The organism is Mesorhizobium sp. LNJC394B00 (assembly GCF_000502555.1).
Taxonomy (GTDB): domain Bacteria; phylum Pseudomonadota; class Alphaproteobacteria; order Rhizobiales; family Rhizobiaceae; genus Mesorhizobium.
Window position 1 is genome coordinate 245,363 of record NZ_AYWH01000002.1, and the last position, 16,394, is coordinate 261,756.

The 16,394-nt window shown below is 63.6% G+C and carries 17 protein-coding genes; 14 read left to right on the forward strand and 3 right to left on the reverse strand.

All coding sequences use genetic code 11. The features are described 5' to 3' along the window. Positions 1-330: 330 nt before the first annotated feature. From X751_RS157955 to X751_RS157915, 9 genes are all read left to right on the forward strand, one after another. A complete protein-coding gene (locus X751_RS157955; protein WP_023686593.1) occupies positions 331-1,716 on the forward strand; it encodes a M20/M25/M40 family metallo-hydrolase in 1,386 nt (461 codons plus the stop codon). 77 nt (positions 1,717-1,793) lie between these two features. Then, entirely contained in the window at positions 1,794-2,414 is a 621-nt protein-coding gene (locus X751_RS157950; protein WP_023698188.1) for a ribonuclease D, read from the forward strand. An 80-nt stretch (positions 2,415-2,494) separates the two neighbouring features. Beyond that, complete coding sequence (locus X751_RS157945; protein ID WP_023683046.1) at positions 2,495-2,701, forward strand: hypothetical protein; 207 nt, start codon at positions 2,495-2,497, stop codon at positions 2,699-2,701. Positions 2,702-2,806: 105 nt separating this feature from the next. After that, positions 2,807-3,061, forward strand: coding sequence for a GlsB/YeaQ/YmgE family stress response membrane protein (locus tag X751_RS157940; RefSeq protein WP_023683047.1), 255 nt, complete (start codon positions 2,807-2,809; stop codon positions 3,059-3,061). A gap of 25 nt (positions 3,062-3,086) precedes the next feature. After that, positions 3,087-3,233, forward strand: a complete 147-nt coding sequence (locus tag X751_RS1000000165345; RefSeq protein WP_023683048.1) for a hypothetical protein — start codon at positions 3,087-3,089, stop codon at positions 3,231-3,233. A 143-nt stretch (positions 3,234-3,376) separates the two neighbouring features. Further along, entirely contained in the window at positions 3,377-3,559 is a 183-nt protein-coding gene (locus X751_RS157930) for a type II toxin-antitoxin system HicA family toxin (protein WP_023669780.1), read from the forward strand. A 63-nt stretch (positions 3,560-3,622) separates the two neighbouring features. Beyond that, a complete protein-coding gene (locus tag X751_RS157925; RefSeq protein WP_023669779.1) occupies positions 3,623-4,033 on the forward strand; it encodes a type II toxin-antitoxin system HicB family antitoxin in 411 nt (136 codons plus the stop codon). Between the two features lie 183 nt (positions 4,034-4,216). Further along, entirely contained in the window at positions 4,217-6,493 is a 2,277-nt protein-coding gene (locus tag X751_RS157920; protein WP_023669778.1) for a transglycosylase domain-containing protein, read from the forward strand. Positions 6,494-6,623: 130 nt separating this feature from the next. Next, entirely contained in the window at positions 6,624-7,376 is a 753-nt protein-coding gene (locus X751_RS157915; protein WP_023669777.1) for an SDR family oxidoreductase, read from the forward strand. Positions 7,377-7,391: 15 nt separating this feature from the next. Here X751_RS157915 and X751_RS157910 read toward each other — a convergent pair whose 3' ends face one another. Then, complete coding sequence (locus X751_RS157910) at positions 7,392-8,312, reverse strand: zinc-binding dehydrogenase (protein ID WP_023669776.1); 921 nt, start codon at positions 8,310-8,312, stop codon at positions 7,392-7,394. Positions 8,313-8,423: 111 nt separating this feature from the next. Between X751_RS157910 and X751_RS157905 the strand changes: the two genes are divergently transcribed. Beyond that, the gene (locus X751_RS157905) at positions 8,424-9,233 is read left to right on the forward strand and encodes a helix-turn-helix transcriptional regulator (protein ID WP_023744080.1); all 810 of its coding nucleotides are present in this window, start codon (positions 8,424-8,426) and stop codon (positions 9,231-9,233) included. Positions 9,234-9,253: 20 nt separating this feature from the next. Here the strand turns inward: X751_RS157905 and ybaL are convergent, their stop codons facing one another. Both ybaL and X751_RS157895 read right to left on the reverse strand, forming a co-directional pair. Next, positions 9,254-11,044: a YbaL family putative K(+) efflux transporter gene (gene ybaL, locus X751_RS157900; RefSeq protein ID WP_023744081.1), complete on the reverse strand. Its 1,791-nt coding sequence runs from the start codon at positions 11,042-11,044 to the stop codon at positions 9,254-9,256. A gap of 184 nt (positions 11,045-11,228) precedes the next feature. Further along, a complete protein-coding gene (locus X751_RS157895) occupies positions 11,229-11,681 on the reverse strand; it encodes a host attachment family protein (protein ID WP_023700117.1) in 453 nt (150 codons plus the stop codon). 420 nt (positions 11,682-12,101) lie between these two features. On the opposite strand from X751_RS157895, the gene cysG reads away from it, so the two are divergent. From cysG to X751_RS157875, 4 genes are read left to right on the forward strand one after another with little or no spacing between them, the layout of a single operon-like run. Continuing rightward, the gene (cysG, locus tag X751_RS157890; RefSeq protein WP_023744082.1) at positions 12,102-13,553 is read left to right on the forward strand and encodes a siroheme synthase CysG; all 1,452 of its coding nucleotides are present in this window, start codon (positions 12,102-12,104) and stop codon (positions 13,551-13,553) included. Then, positions 13,550-13,843, forward strand: coding sequence for a DUF2849 domain-containing protein (locus X751_RS157885; protein ID WP_023737532.1), 294 nt, complete (start codon positions 13,550-13,552; stop codon positions 13,841-13,843). Before cysG ends, X751_RS157885 begins: the two co-directional genes overlap by 4 nt. 35 nt (positions 13,844-13,878) lie before the next feature. Continuing rightward, the gene (locus X751_RS157880) at positions 13,879-15,549 is read left to right on the forward strand and encodes a nitrite/sulfite reductase (protein ID WP_023744083.1); all 1,671 of its coding nucleotides are present in this window, start codon (positions 13,879-13,881) and stop codon (positions 15,547-15,549) included. Beyond that, entirely contained in the window at positions 15,524-16,288 is a 765-nt protein-coding gene (locus tag X751_RS157875; RefSeq protein ID WP_023744084.1) for a phosphoadenylyl-sulfate reductase, read from the forward strand. Before X751_RS157880 ends, X751_RS157875 begins: the two co-directional genes overlap by 26 nt. Positions 16,289-16,394 lie beyond the last annotated feature (106 nt).

Sequence of the window (16,394 nt, forward strand, 5' to 3'; positions counted from 1 at the left end):
GCCTCGGCGCTCACGGCTATGTTACAAAAGTGTAATTTTTGTGCCCTTGAAACGCCACGATCCGAGACACAAATAAAGGTCATCGGCAGTTTTCGCCGAGTCCGGAGCAAGGCCCGTCCCCCGCCTATCCCGGACAATTGCGGCAGCCTATCCCCCCTCTCCGGGCTGCCGCATCGTTTCGAGTAAAAGACCGCCGTGGTTCCCCTCCACCACGGCGGTTCTTTTTTGCCTTCTGACAAGTGTTTACGGTCCGTGGTCCAACGATCGCGGGCTTTTCGTTTTGATGCGCTGCCTTTACGGTCCCGGCACCGAAAAGAAAGGCCCGCAGTAATGTCCACCATTTCCTCCGTCCTCGACCGTCTCGACAAAAATCTCGACCAGAGCCTGGAGCGCCTGTTCGGCCTGCTCCGCATCAAGTCGATCTCCACCGATTCAGACTATGCCGCCGACTGCCGCAAGGCCGCCGAATGGCTGGTGGCGGACCTCAAGCTGATCGGCTTCGACGCTTCGGTGCGCGACACGCCGGGACACCCGATGGTGGTTGCGCACCATGAAGGCCCCGCCGGTTCGCCGCATGTGCTGTTTTATGGCCATTACGACGTGCAGCCGGTCGATCCGATCGAGCTTTGGGAGAACGACCCGTTTGCGCCGGCGGTCAAGGAGATCGAGCCCGGTCACAAGGTAATCACCGGCCGTGGCTCGGCCGACGACAAGGGGCAGCTGATGACCTTCGTCGAGGCCTGCCGCGCCTGGAAGCAGGTGCATGGCAATCTGCCCTGCCGCATCACCATCCTGTTCGAGGGCGAGGAGGAGTCCGGTTCGCCGTCGCTGAAGCCGTTCCTCGAGGCCAATGCCGATGAGCTCAAGGCCGATTTCGCTCTGGTCTGCGACACCGGCATGTGGGACCGCGAAACGCCGTCGATCTGCGTTTCGCTGCGCGGAATGGTCGGCGAGGAGGTCACCGTCAAGGCCGCCGATCGCGACCTGCATTCGGGCCTCTATGGCGGCGCCGCCGCCAACCCGATCCGCATCCTGGCGAAAATCCTCGCCGACATCCATGACGAGAACGGCCACATCACCATTCCCGGCTTCTATGACGGGGTCGAGGAAACGCCGTCGCAGATCCTGAAATCATGGGAAACTCTGGGCGAGACCGCCGAAACCTTCCTCGGACCGATCGGCCTCTCGATCCCGTCGGGCGAAAAAGGCCGCTCGGTGATGGAACTGACCTGGGCGCGGCCGACGGCCGAGTTCAACGGCATCATCGGCGGCTACACCGGCAAGGGGTTCAAGACGGTGATCGCGGCGGAAGCGTCGTCGAAAATCTCCTTCCGCCTCGTCCACAAGCAGGACCCCGAGAAGATCCGCGCCGCGTTCCGGGAATTCGTCAAGGCGCGCATTCCCAGGGACTGTTCGGTCGAATTCCACCCGCATGGCGGCGGGCCGGCAATTCAGCTTTCCTACGACTCGCCATTCCTGGCCAAGGCCAAGACTGCGCTGTCGGATGAATGGCCGAAGCCAGCGGTGACGACCGGCAGCGGAGGCTCGATACCGGTGGTCGGCGACTTCCAGACCTATCTCGGCATGGAATCGCTGCTGGTCGGGTTCGGGCTCGACGACGACCGCATCCACTCGCCCAACGAGAAATACGAGCTGACCTCCTTCCACAAGGGCCAGCGCTCCTGGGCGCGCATTCTCGATGCGCTGACGCGCTGAGGAGGCTGGGAAGTTTTCTTGTTGATTTTTCAGCGGATCGCGGCGAGGACGAGTTACGCCGCGATCCGGAGACAACTATGCCCGACATCCGCTTCCACAAGAACGATCTGCCCGACCTCGCCCACTACAATGTCGACGCGGTGGCCATCGATACCGAGACGCTGGGGTTGAACCCGCACCGCGACCGGCTTTGCGTGGTGCAGATCTCGCCCGGCGATGGCTCGGCCGACGTGATCCAGATCGCGCCCGGCCAGAAGAAAGCGCCGAACCTCGTCAGCCTGCTCCGCAACCGCGGCATATCGAAACTGTTCCACTACGGCCGTTTCGACCTCGCCGTGCTGTACAATGCCTTCGGCGTCATGCCGGAGCCGGTGTTCTGCACCAAGATCGCCTCGCGGCTGACCCGCACCTATACCGACCGGCACGGCTTGAAGGACATCTGCTTCGAACTGCTTGGCGTCGGCCTGTCGAAGGCGCAGCAATCGTCGGACTGGGCGGCCGAGACCCTGTCGCCCGAACAGCTCGAATATGCCGCTTCCGACGTTCTCTATCTGCACCGTCTGCGCGAGGTGCTGGCTGGACGCCTGGCGCGGGACGGGCGCACCAAGGAAGCCGACGCCTGCTTCCGCTTCCTGCCGACGCGTGCCAAGCTCGATTTGATGGGTTGGGACGAAGAGGATATTTTTGCCCACAGCTAATGGCCTTCGGATAACGCTTCCGGCAGCCTTGCAACCAGACACGCGTCGTGGCGTTCTGTCGACTCAATGAGGGGGATGACGTGGCAGACCGCAAACCGATAGCGACCGCCCCGACGGATGGATCCAAGGTCACTGTTCTGTGGAAGGACGGCGCCGGCGTCGTCAGCGAATCCGTCGGGCAATATCGCGACGGCGCCTGGTGGGTCTACACCGACAGCGATACCCAGAAAAAGGTCGACCCGACCAGCTGGCGGCCAGTCTCCAGCGACGATGACGACGATCAATGAGCGCCGCTGGCGGGTGCAACTGCTTTCGCATAGCCTGAAGTCGTTGATATCGAGGCCGATTCGGGGCCTTCCGCTCCGTAGCCTCTCTTCCTGGAGGAACGCGTCATGGGCATCGAAAGCCTTCTCATCTTCATCATAATCGGCGCCATTGCCGGCTGGCTCGCCGGCCTCATCGTCTCGGGCTTCGGCTTCGGCCTCATCGGCAACATCGTCGTCGGCATTATCGGCGCCCTGATCGCCGGCTGGCTGTTTCCAAGGCTGGGCTTCGCAATCGGCGGCGGCATTCTGGCTGCCATCATCAACGCCACGATCGGCGCTGTCATCCTGCTGGTGCTGGTCAAGGTCTTGAAGCGAGCGTGACGCTCGATACGAAACGGAGCGCGCCATGAAACAGAACACCCTCTATCTCCTCATCGGCGCGCTCTTGGTCGTGGTCATTGCGCTAGGTATCTATGTCTATCACGAGCAGACCAAGCCAAAGGGCGTGGAGCTGAAGATCGACGACAAAGGCATTTCGATCCAGCAGAATTGATGATGTCCGCCTGCGGGTGGCGCTGATTTGTCATCCAGGCATTTTACGGCGATTGGGAGTTTCCTTGTGCAAATATTTGCACATCGTGATTGACTTTCGTTTCCACTATGTGCAAAAATTTGCACATAGATTTGAGCCGAGAAATGAACGAAACCAACACCGCCAAAGTCAAGGCCCGGCTCGAGAGGGAAGGCTGGAAGAACGTCGGCGGCACGAAGCATGACAAGTACAAAAAAGACGGCATGCCGACGATCATGGTTCCTCGCCACAAGACTCTGACGCCGTTGGTAGCTCGGTCTATAGCCAAGGCGGCAGGCTGGGAATAAACCGACCTCATCGCGTTCCGAAGCCTAATGGACATAAAGTCGGAATAAGGAAAGCTGTTAGATATGTCTCGCTATGTCGCACTCGTGGATGCTGCCGACGGCTTTGTCGGCGTCTCGTTTCCCGATGCTCCTGGCTGCGTCGCGCAGTCGGAAAGCCGGGACGAGGCTGTAAAGGACGCTATGGCCGCGTTGGCCGAATGGGTGGCTGAAGAAATCGCGGACGGCCGTAAAATCCCCACTCCTCGCAAAGTCGAGGCGCTTTTAGAAGATGCTGAGGTTCGAGCAGCGCTCGCCGCTGGCGCTATCTTGATGTCCGTGCCCTTGATCCGAGATGCCGGCCGTCCGGCCCGGGCCAATATCTCGTTGGATGCCGGTTTGCTCGCCGAGGCTGACGAAACAGCCAATCGGTTGGGGGTCACCCGATCGGCCTTTGTCGCCGCCGCGTTGCGAGACAAGATCCGTCAAACTGTTTGAACAGTGATCTCGGGCACCCGCCAAAGTACCGCGTTGCCGACGCCTGTTAGCCAGCGGCAGCGGATTTTAGAAATTCTTAAGGAATTTCAGAAGGGTGCATAAACCCTGCTTTAACGCGCCCTTAAACCGCCGCATCTACCCTCCAACCCGAGCGCCATTGATACCGGGAAGACAGCGCAACGCATGGCGAACCGCAGAGACAGTCGCGTCGAACCCAGCTTCGAGGGATCGCCAAAGGCGAAATCCGCGGCCGGTTTTTCGGTGAACGAGGAGGATCGGGTCGTGCCGGCCAATCGCAAATCATCTTCGGCGCGCAAAACCTCCAAGGCAAAATCATCGTCACGCGGCAAGCGCGGCAAACCCCGGCGCGGGCTGTTCGGCGTGATGGCCCGGATGTTCTACTGGTGCTTCGTGCTCTGCATCTGGGGCGGCATCGCGGTGGCCGGCATCGTCGTCTATTACGGCGCCAAGATGCCGGCGGCGACCACCTGGTCGATCCCCGACCGTGCGCCCAACATCAAGATCGTCTCGGTCGACGGGCAACTGCTTGCCAACCGCGGCATGAGCGGCGGCGAGGCGGTCGGCCTGCACGAAATGTCGCCCTACATTCCGGAAGCCGTCATCGCCATCGAGGACCGCCGCTTCTATTCGCATTTCGGCATCGACCCGATCGGCCTGTCACGCGCCATGGTGACCAATGTTCTGGGCCGGCGTTTCTCGCAGGGCGGCTCGACGCTGACCCAGCAACTGGCCAAGAACCTGTTCCTGAAGCCCGACCGCACGCTGGAGCGCAAGGTGCAGGAAGTGCTGCTGGCGCTGTGGCTGGAGCACAAGCATACCAAGGACCAGATCCTCGAAATGTACCTCAACCGGGTCTATTTCGGCTCCGGCGCCTATGGCGTCGAGGCGGCCTCGCGCCGCTATTTCGGCAAGAGCGCGCGCGACGTCACTCTGTCGGAGGCGGCCCTTCTCGCCGGCCTCTTGAAGGCGCCGTCGCGACTGTCGCCGGCGCGGGATCCGAAGGCGGCGGAGGAGCGTTCGCAGCTGGTGCTCGCCGCCATGCGCGACGAAGGCAAGATCAGCGCCAAGGAACTGGCCTCGGCGATGAGCGCGCCGGCAACGCGCGCGCCATCCTACTGGACCGGTTCGGAAAACTACGTCGCCGACACCATCATGGAAGAGCTGCCCGATTTGATCGGCGACGTGCGCAGCGACATCGTCGTCGACACCACCGTCGACCTCAACCTGCAGAAGCTCGCCGAAGAGTCGATCCGCCGGCTGATCGACGAGAGCGGCAAGAAGCTCAATGTCAGCCAGGGCGCGCTGGTCTCGATCGACAATTCCGGCGCCGTGCGCGCCATGGTCGGCGGCTACGACTATTCGACCAGCCAGTTCGACCGCGCCTCCGAAGCACGCCGTCAACCGGGCTCGGCCTTCAAGCCGTTCGTCTATATGGCCGCGCTGGAAGCTGGTCGCACGCCCGACAGCGTGCGCAACGACGCACCGATCAAGATCGGCAAGTGGACACCGGACAATTACGGCGGCAAGTATTTCGGCAAGGTGACGTTGGCGACCGCTTTGGCGAAGTCGCTGAATTCCGTCGCGGCACAGCTAACCATGGAGGTCGGCCCCGACGCGGTGGTCGAGGCGGCGCATCGCATGGGCATCCAATCCGATCTGATCGCCAACACCTCGATCGCGCTCGGCACCTCGGAAGTGACGCCGCTGGAGCTGACATCGGCCTATGTGCCGTTCGCCAATGGCGGCTACAAGCCCGACATCCATTTCATCCGCCGCATCACCACGACCGAAGGCAAGGTGCTCTATGACGACAATGGCGGCAGCGCGCCGCGCGTCGTCAAGCCGAACATTGTCGGCATGATGAACTCGATGATGACCGGCACGGTCGAGATCGGCACGGCGAAGAAGGCGGCCTTCGCCTGGCCGTCTGCCGGCAAGACCGGAACCAGCCAGAATTCGCGCGACGCCTGGTTCGTCGGTTACACCGCAAACCTCACCACCGGCGTGTGGTTCGGCAACGATGACGGCACGCCGATGAAGAAGGTCACCGGTGGCGCGCTGCCGGCACAGGCCTGGCACGAGTTCATGGTGGCCGCGCATGAAGGTGTGCCGGTCCGGCCGCTGCCCGGCACCTGGAAGTCGACGCCGCCCGACACCATCGTGCCCGACGATATTCCGTCAGTCGATAACAATCAGGCGGCGCCGTTGCCTGCCGTGGCCGTCAGCCGTTCTGAGCCTGCTGCCGCACCGGCACCTGCTGCTGTACCCGCACAAGCACCGGTCCGCCGTCCGGCCGAAACCGTCGATGCCGACGGTTTCAACATGCCGGGCGACGGCGGCACCACGGCCTCGATCAAGCATCCGGTACCGCCGGGCAGCGTCGGCGGCCCGACCAAGAAGCGGAAAACCTCAATCCTGGATATTCTCGGCGGCGGCTGAGTGGCTCGTCATTCTAGCTTCGAACCAAATGCGAGCTGGCAATCCGTTCCTCATATGAGAGCTGCGGTGACAATTCGGCCTCTCGCCACCTTCGCGGCATTCGGCTACATCTCCGGCCGGAGTGACAGACATGGCTGAGACCGACACCAGAAAAACCATCGTGCTGACCGGAGCCAGCCGCGGCATCGGACATGCCACGGTCAAGCGCTTTTCGCGTGAGGGCTGGCGGGTCATCACCTGTTCGCGCCAGGCTTTTGCCGAGGATTGCCCGTGGCCAGCCGGCCCAGAGGACCACATCAAGGTCGATCTCGCCGACCAGGAGGATGTCGGCATCGCCGTCTCGGAGATCCGTCACCGGCTGGAAGCGCATGGCGGGCAATTGCACGCGCTGGTCAACAATGCCGGCATTTCGCCGAAGCTCAAGGACGGCAACAGCCGCATGGATTCGATCGACACGCCGATGCATGTCTGGCGCGACGTGTTCCAGGTCAATTTCTTCGCGCCGATCATGCTCGCGCGGGGCCTCTTCAAGGAGCTTGCTGCAGCAAAAGGCTCGATCGTCAACGTCACCTCGATCGCCGGCACGCGCGTGCATCCTTTCGCCGGCACCGCCTATGCGACCTCGAAGGCGGCGCTCGGCTCGCTGACGCGCGAGATGGCGCATGATTTCGGCCCGCACGGCATCCGCGTCAATGCGATTGCGCCGGGCGAGATCGACACCGCGATTCTGTCGCCTGGCACCGACAAGATCGTCGAGACGATCCCACTCAGGCGCCTTGGCGCCACCTCGGAAGTCGCCGACATCATCTTCTTCCTGTGCTCGCAGCAGGCGTCCTATGTGACGGGCTCGGAAATCCACATCAATGGCGGCCAGCACGTCTGAGCACTGACAGACTGCTCATTCGGCGATGGTGAGAACAGCCTTGCCGCTGAAGCTGCGCTGTCGCAAGGCGTCCAGAGCCTGGGCGATGTCTGTCCACGGCACGGTCATGGACACACGGGTTTCCAGCCGGCCAGCCGCGACCAGAGCGAGCAGCGAGGCGATGTCCGCGCCAATGGCTGGACCGGATGTGTAGTAGGCGAAAGTCTGAAGCCTCGCTCCCTCATGGCCCGGAACGAACTGTCTGAAGCCAACCGGCGTGAGTTCGCCGCTGCTCGAACCGAACATGACGATGGTGCCGCCGGGGGCGACGCGTTCGATGGCATGGGCGAGGCTTTGGCCGCCGACCGACTCGGTGATCAGAGAGAATGGCCCTTCGGCCAGTTCGATCGACTCGACGACTTCGTGAGCACCAAGACCGCGGAGATCCTCGGCGTGCCGGGCGGCGGCGATTGCAGTCACCGCGGCGCCTTGCTCGCGGGCGATCTGGATCTGGAAACGGCCGACCGCGCCGCTGGCGCCGGTGATCAACACCTGCTGTCCCGCGAGGTCGCCGCCATGGCGCAAGACCCTTAGGGCCGTCGTGCCCGCCACGGGAAGCGTGGCGGCGGAAACGAAGCTGACCTCATCCGGGATGACGGCGAAGCGGTCGGTCGGAACGGCGACCCGTTGCGCCCAGCCGGCCTCGTCGACCAAAGCCACAACCCGGGCGCCGACGGCAGGCCCGGAGCCATCGGCTGCCGCCCGTTCGACAATCCCTGCGATGTCCTGGCCGGGTATCCAGCCTTTTGGGCGTATGGTGAGCAGGCGCAGTTCGCCGCGGTTCAACGAGGTTGCGTGGACGCAGACAAGCGCTTCGTTGGCGAGGGGTTGAGGTTCGTTGGCCTCGGCAAACGTCAGTCCGGTGGGGCTGTCGGGAGAGATGACGAGGGCGCGCATGGGAAGCCTTCCTGCCGGTTTGTGAAATGCCAGCCACGAACCAGAGCCTATCGACATCCCGGATCAAAGAATTTAGCTATCATAGCGAATAGTCGCTAAAAGCCGTCAATCATAAGACAGCCTCTCCGCTACCCCTGGGTCAATTTCGACGTCGATGATGTGATCGCTCCTGCAATTGCGGTTCGCGTCGATGTCACCGAAACCAAAGCGGAAGTGGCGACCCATTGGCACCGCAAGGGCCAACTCGTCTTCGCGCTCGGCGGTGGCGTCACATGCCGCGTCCCGAGCGGCCTGTGGATGGTGCCGCCGCATTGCGGTGTGTGGATTCCCGGCAGTATGGAACACAGCAACATCGCGACCGCCAATGCGCGGATCTTCTTCGTCTATATCGAGCCGGGAGCCGCCGATCTGCCGGACCGGTGCTGCACGCTGTCGATCTCGCCATTGTTGCGCGAACTGATCATCGAGCTGGCCGATCGCGTGGAGGAAGATGAGGCGAGGGACGGGCTCTTGAACACGATCCTGCTTTCGGAACTGCCGCGCATGCCTGTCCAGCAGCTGCATCTGCCGATCTCCGCCGAGCCGCGCTTGCGGCGGATCGCCGAAGCGTTGGCGCAGAACCCTGCCGATCGCAGCACGCTTGCCGAGTGGGCCAACCGTGTTGCGCTCTCAGAAAGCAGCCTCGCCCGTCTCATCGTGAAGCAGACCGGCCTGAGCTTCGGCCGCTGGCGCCAGCAATTGCACCTGATCGTCGCCATACGGGAGCTGGCCTCCGGTGCGAGTGTCCAGCAGGTTTCGGGCGATCTCGGTTACGGCTCCGTCACCGCCTTCATCACCATGTTCAAGAAGGCGCTTGGCAAGCCGCCGGCAAAATATCTCGCCAGCGTCGCGCGAAATGGCGGCTCCGCCTTCGTGGCGTGATGGGATCGGCGGTACAAGCCTCAGGCCGGAGAGGGTTCAATGGCTTCGTGGCGCGGCATTGGCTTTGGCCCCAGCACTTCTTCGACAATGCCGCGGGCGATTTCGCGTTCACCCATGATGACGGTGTCGGCGCCGAGCCCCTTCAGGTGCTCGACCTCGGCATCGGAATGGGCTCGCGCGATGACGTTGATGCCGGGGTTGGCGGCGCGTGCCCTGAGTACGATCTGCCCGGCCTCGAAGGCGTTGGGTATGGCAAGGATCAATCGCCTGGCGCCCTGCGGATTCGCGGCGGCGAATACACCTGCATTGGCCGCATTGCCGGAGACGATTTCGACGCCGTCGTCTCTGAGCCTCGCCAGCGTCTTGTCGGCGTCCTCGATGACCAGGAAGGGCAGCGATGCCTGTTTCAGCGCCGCGCCGATCAGGCTGCCGACGCGGCCGTAGCCGATCAGGATGGTGTGGCCCGAAAGCGTTGTGCGTGGCGGTGGGCCATTCTCTTTTGCCGCGGCGGCCACCGAGGCCACTTGTCCGGGCTGCGTCGCCGGGCCGACCGGCTTGGCCTCTTCCGGTGGTGCTGCCTTGGCGGCGCGCGCGTCCAGCCATGGCTTCATCCAGTCGAGGGCGAGGAACATCAGCGGATTGACCAGGATCGACAGGATGGCGCCTGCCAGGATCAGGTCGCGTCCCTGTTCGGGCAACAGCTTCAGCCCGACGCCGAGCTCCGCCAGGATGAAGGAGAATTCGCCGATCTGCGCGAGGCTGGCCGAGATCATCAAGGCGGTTCCCAGCGGATAGCGGAAGGCGATGACGATAACGAAGGCGGCCAGCGACTTGCCGATGACGATGATGGCCAGCGTCGCCAGGATCGGCCAGCCATTGCTCATCAGGCTGAACGGATCGAACAGCATGCCGACCGAGACGAAGAACAGCACCGAGAAGGCGTCGCGCAGCGGCAGTGATTCCTCCGCCGCGCGGTGGCTGAGCTCGGATTCGCTCATGATCATGCCGGCGAAGAAGGCACCGAGCGCCAGCGAGACGCCGAACAGTTTGGCGGCGCCGAAGGCGACGCCGAGCGCGATCGCCAGCACCGCCAGCCGGAACAGTTCGCGCGAGCCGGTATGGGCGACGTAATGCAGGATCCACGGAATGACGCGGCGGCCAACCACCAGCATGACGATGACGAAGGCGACGACCTTGGCCAGCGTGAGGCCGACGACGCCCCAGATGCCGAAGCTGGCCGGCAGCGACAAAAGGCTCGCATGGTCATCGACCTGCGGCTGGCCGCCGAGCACGCCGGCCAACGCCGGCAAAAGCACCAGCGCCAGCACCATGGCGAGGTCCTCGACGATCAGCCAGCCGACGGCGATGCGGCCGCGCTCGGTCTCGATCAGCCGTCGCTCCTGCAACGCGCGCAACAGCACCACTGTGGACGCGACGGAAAGCGCCAGGCCGAAGACGAGGCCTGCGCCCATCGACCAGCCGAGCATCCAGGCAAGGCCGGCGCCCAGCGCGGTGGCAAAGCCGATCTGGACGATGGCGCCGGGTACGGCGATGACGCGGACGGAGAGAAGATCCTTCAGCGAGAAATGCAGGCCGACGCCGAACATGAGCAGGATGACGCCGATTTCGGCCAGCTCATTGGCAAGACCGGCATCGGCGACGAAACCCGGCGTGTTCGGTCCAACCAGCACGCCGGCGACGAGATAGCCGACCAGCGGCGGGATGCGAAAACGGTTGGCGAGCGCCCCGAAGATGGATGCCAGCCCCAGACCGGCGACGATGGTGGCGATAAGGGGCGTGTCATGCGGCATTGTCTATGGAGCGCCTTTCGGGAAATGTCGGGTGTGCGCCGCCCGCAGCCGCCGCCTTTGCAATATGGTGGAGGGGGTGCGGGCGACGCAACCCGCGAGACGTAAATTGGTGGCCAGAGGCGCCGAAAAACGAAAGGCGCGCGCAGCGAAAACGCTGCGCGCGCGAATGATCTATGAGATAGCGTCAGGCTGCCTGCTGCAGCATGGCCTCGATGTCGATCAGCGGGCGGTTGGTCAGTGTCTTTGGGATCTCCGCCTGCACCTTGTCGGTGACTTCCTTGTGCAATTTCTTGCGCATGGTGCCGAGCACCAGCGGCGGCGCGACCAGCACGATGTCGTCGAAGATGCCGTGATGGGCGAGCTTGTAGAGCCGGTCCGCGATCTCTTCGGCAAAGCGTTCCTTGCCCTGCCGGTGCCAGTCGGTTTCCTCAACCGCGCTGCGATGCACGGAGGGGCCGTCATTGTAGCGGCCGGGACTGTCGCTGCCTTGCTCGCGCGTCGCCGGATTGTCCTGTTTCATCTCCTGGAAGAGCTGCAGGTTCGGATAGAGATTGTCGCCCTCGTTCTTCAGGAACAGCGCTTTTTCGCCATCGGCCACCATGACCAGAAGGCCATGTTTCAGGTTGATCTTGCTCATGTGCGCGCTCCTGCTTGAAGGGTTCAAATCCTGCCGACGATTGTCTGTTACGGCAAGGGCAGAACGCGTGGTGAAGCGGGAACGTTCCACTTCGTTTGCCGGGTTCGCACGCAGCCCATATTGAGCCGATTCAACCGGCTATCGGAGCAATGTCCGTGGTGGCGGCTTTAATCTACTAAATTGGTAGAATTTAGAAAAAACAATTTTGCGGCTTGGCCGGATGGCGGATAAAAGAGCCGCAGAACAAGGCCTGCGGCAGCAGCTTGAATCCGCCTGATAGGCGGATGTGGAATATTTTTCTCCTGGCCTTCAGGCTTGCGGAAAACCGATTGCCTCCCGTCAGGGGATGCGCGAGTGGGTTCCTTCAGCTTTTTCACGCCCGCGCGTAAAACTGCCACCTTGTTCCGGAATCTGTTCGTCATGCCGCAGGCCAATCCCAAGCTCAACGCGTTCCCGGTGTTCATGCGGGTCGAAGGCGAAGCCGTGGCCATCGTCGGCGGCGGCGATGAAGCATTGGCAAAGGCACGGCTGCTCGATCAGTCGAGCGCTGTGCTGCGCATCGTCACCGATGCCGCCGACGCCGAATTGCTGACCTTCATCGCCACGACCGGCGCCACCCACATCGACGCCCCTTACGACGCCGAGCATCTCGAAGGCGCGGTCTTGGTGTTTGCCGCCAGCGGCGACGAGACGCTCGACCGCCGCGTCGCCCACGATGCGCGCCGCCTTGGCATTCCGGTCAATGCCGTCGACCGGCCGGAGCTATGCGATTTCTTCACCCCGGCGCTGGTCAACCGCGCCCCGGTCGCCATCGCCATCGGCACGGAAGGCGCGGGTCCGGTGCTGGCGCAGATGCTGCGCAGCCGCATCGACCGCATGCTGTCGCCGTCGCTCGGGCCGCTGGCAGCGCTTGCCGCCTCGTTCCGGGGTGCCGCCGAAAAGCTGCTGCCGAAAGGCAACGCCCGCCGCCAGTTCTGGAGCAGTTTTTTCCAGGGTGCACCGGCGCGCGCCGTCGAAGCCGGCGAGCTTTCGCAGGCGCATGACGCCGCCGCCGATCTGTTGCTGTCGAAGGCTCCGGCTTCGGGCCATATCGCGTTGGTTGGCGCCGGGCCAGGTGCTGAGGATCTTCTGACGCTGCGCGCCCATCGGCTTTTGATGGAAGCCGACGTCATCGTCTATGACGCGCTGGTGCCGGAGGCGATCGTCGCCATGGGCCGCCGCGACGCCGAGCGGCTGCCGGTCGGAAAACGCAAGGGATGCCACACCAAGAGCCAGGCCGAGATCAATGCGCTGCTGGTCGATCTCGACAGGCAGGGCAAGCGCGTCGTGCGGCTGAAGTCGGGCGACCCGCTGGTGTTCGGCCGCGCCGGCGAGGAGATTGCCGCACTGCGCGATGCCGGCATCGCCTATGATGTCGTTCCCGGGGTCACCGCCGCCTTTGCCGCCGCCGCCGATTTCGAGCTGCCGCTGACGCTGCGCGGCGTCTCCTCGTCGATGGTGTTCACCACCGGCCATGATCTGAAGGGCAATTCGCTGCCGGATTGGGCCAAGCTCGCCATTTCCGGCGCCACCGTAGCCGTCTATATGGGCCGCTCGGTCGCCGCCGAAGTCGCCGGACGGCTGATCGAGGCCGGCCTGTCGCCGGACACGGCGGTTGCCGTGGTCGAGAATGCCAGCTTGCAGAACCGCCGCCGTTTCCACGGCACACTGGCCGATTTGCCGTCGCTGGAAGAGCGCGCCGATCTGGCCGGTCCGGTGATGACCATCATCGGCGACGCGGTTGCCGGCGCCAACTTTGAACGTTCCGAGCCGCTCGCGGCACATAACTATGAGGGCGCCGCCAACGCGGCCGACGCAGAGGTCGAGCCATGAAGATACTGACCGCAAACCGCCTCTCCGACGGCATCGCCGTCTGGTATGCCGATGGCGGCTGGGCCGAGACGGTCGACCATGCCGACCTTGCCCATGACCAAGCGGCAGAGGACAGGCTGGAAGCAATCGGCGCCAAGGCCAACGCCAACAATCAGGTTGTCGACGTGAATCTGATCGACGCTGAAGTCGTCAATGGCGTCGTCGTGCCGGTGCGGCTGCGCGAAAAGATCCGCGCCGCCGGCCCGACCATCCGGGAAGATCTGGGCAAGCAGGCTGCGCGGGCAGCTTAACAAAATACGGGCGGACGCGCCCTGAAAGACGAAACATGTACCGCTACGATGAGTTCGACCACGATTTTGTCCAGGCCCGCGTCGCCGAGTTCAGCGACCAGGTCGAACGCCGCCTCTCCGGCGAGATCACCGAGGATCAGTTCCGGCCGCTGCGGCTGATGAACGGCGTCTACCTGCAGCTGCACGCCTACATGCTGCGCATCGCGGTGCCCTATGGCACGCTGAACAGCGCGCAACTGCGCATGCTCGGCCACATCGCGCGCAAATACGACAAAGGCTACGGCCACTTCACCACGCGCCAGAACATCCAGTTCAACTGGCCGGCGCTGTCCGACATTCCGGCGATCCTGGCCGATCTCGCCACCGTCGAGATGCATGCCATCCAGACCAGCGGCAATTGCATCCGCAACGTCACCGCCGACCATTTTGCCGGCGCCGCCGCCGACGAGGTCGCCGACCCGCGCCCCTATGCCGAGATCCTGCGGCAATGGTCGTCGGTGCATCCGGAATTCTCGTTCCTGCCGCGCAAGTTCAAGATCGCGGTGACCGGGGCCGAGCGCGACCGCGCCGCCATCCAGACGCATGATATCGGCCTGCATCTGAAGAAGAACGCCGCCGGCGAGCTCGGCTTTGCCGTCTATGTCGGTGGCGGCCAGGGCCGCACGCCGATGGTGGCGCGCAAGATCCGCGACTTCCTGCCGGAAGCCGACCTGCTGTCCTACTGCACCGCGATCCTGCGCGTGTACAACCTCTATGGCCGCCGCGACAACAAGTACAAGGCGCGCATCAAGATCCTCGTCCACGAGACCGGCGTCGGGGAAATCACCCGCCAGGTCGAGGCCGAATGGCAGGAGCTGAAGGACGCCGAGCTGAAGCTGCCGGAAGCCGACATCCGTGCCATCGACGCCTATTTCGCGCCGCCGGCACTGACCGCCCGGCCGGAAGGCGACGCGGCGATCAAGCTGGCGCGGCTCGATTCCAAGAGCTTCTCGGATTGGCTCGACCAGAATGTCGTGACGCATCGCCATCCCGACTATGCCGCGGTGACGATCTCGCTGAAAGGCATTGGCGAGGTGCCGGGCGATGCCACCGACAGCCAGATGGAAGCGGTCGCCGACATCGCCGAGAAATACGCGTTCGACGAACTGCGCGTCAGCCATGAGCAGAACCTGATCCTGCCGCATGTGGCGCGCGCCGATTTGAAAGCGGTCTACGACGCTTTGGTCGACATTGGCCTCGCGACGGCCAATTCCAACCTGATCAGCGACATCATCGCGTGCCCTGGCCTCGATTATTGCGCGCTGGCGACAGCGCGCTCGATCCCGATCGCGCAGGAGATTTCGCTTCGCTTCGCCTCGCTGGAGCGGCAGCGCGAGATCGGCGAATTGAAGCTGAAGATTTCCGGCTGCATCAATGCCTGCGGACATCACCATGTGGGCCACATCGGTATCCTCGGCGTCGAGAAGAAAGGCTCCGAACTCTACCAGGTGACGCTTGGCGGATCGGCCGACGAGAACACCTCGGTTGGCGAAATCATCGGCCGCGGCTTCTCTTCGGAAGAGATCACGGACGCCATCGAGCAGATCGTCGACACCTATCTCGGCCTTCGGCTCGGTCCCAGTGAACGTTTTATCGACGCCTACCGCCGTGTCGGTCCCGCGCCGTTCAAGGAGGCGCTCTATGCTGGCGAAACCAAGGCCGCTTGACCGCATCGTCGACGTCGACGACAGCATCGCCGCCAAAGCGGCGGGCTTCGAGGCGCTGTATGGACATCTGAGCCCGCTCGACATCATCGAACGCGCGGCGAGCGAATTGTTTCATGACGAGATCGCCGCCGTGTCGTCCTTCGGCGCGGATTCCGCCGTCCTGCTGCATATGATCGCCAAGGTCGACCGCACGCTGCCGGTCATTTTCCTGGACACCGGCAAGCATTTCGAAGAGACGCTGGGCTATCGCGATGCGCTGGTCGCCGATTTCGGGCTGACCAACATCAGGGTGATCAAGCCCGAAGACGCGGCGCTCGAGCGGGTCGATCCGACCGGCAATCTGCACCAGAGCAACACCGATGCCTGCTGCGACGTGCGCAAGGTCGAGCCGCTGGCGCGCGGCGTCGCCCCCTTCCGGGCCTGGCTGACCGGCCGCAAGCGCTTCCAGGCGGCGACGCGAGCCGCGCTGCCGGTGTTCGAGGCGGTCGGCCCGCGCGTACGCGTCAATCCGCTGGCGCACTGGACGACATCCGACCAGGCTGACTACATGCGCGCGCATGCGCTGCGCGAAAATCCGCTGGTTGCGTACGGCTATCTGTCGATCGGCTGCTTCCCATGCACGCAGCCGGTGCAGCCGGGCGAGGATGCGCGAAGCGGACGCTGGGCCGGTCATGCCAAGACCGAGTGCGGCATCCATCTGTCGGGACTGGAAGTGTCGCTGACCGACGCATCCCTTTAAGCTATGGTGATATTCAGGTGAGGCTGGCCTGCAACGGCGGCTTCCGCTCGGAGGCCGCCGGTTTCGTGTGGACCGGCTTTCGCGGACTTTCGATTTTTTGGGGCTT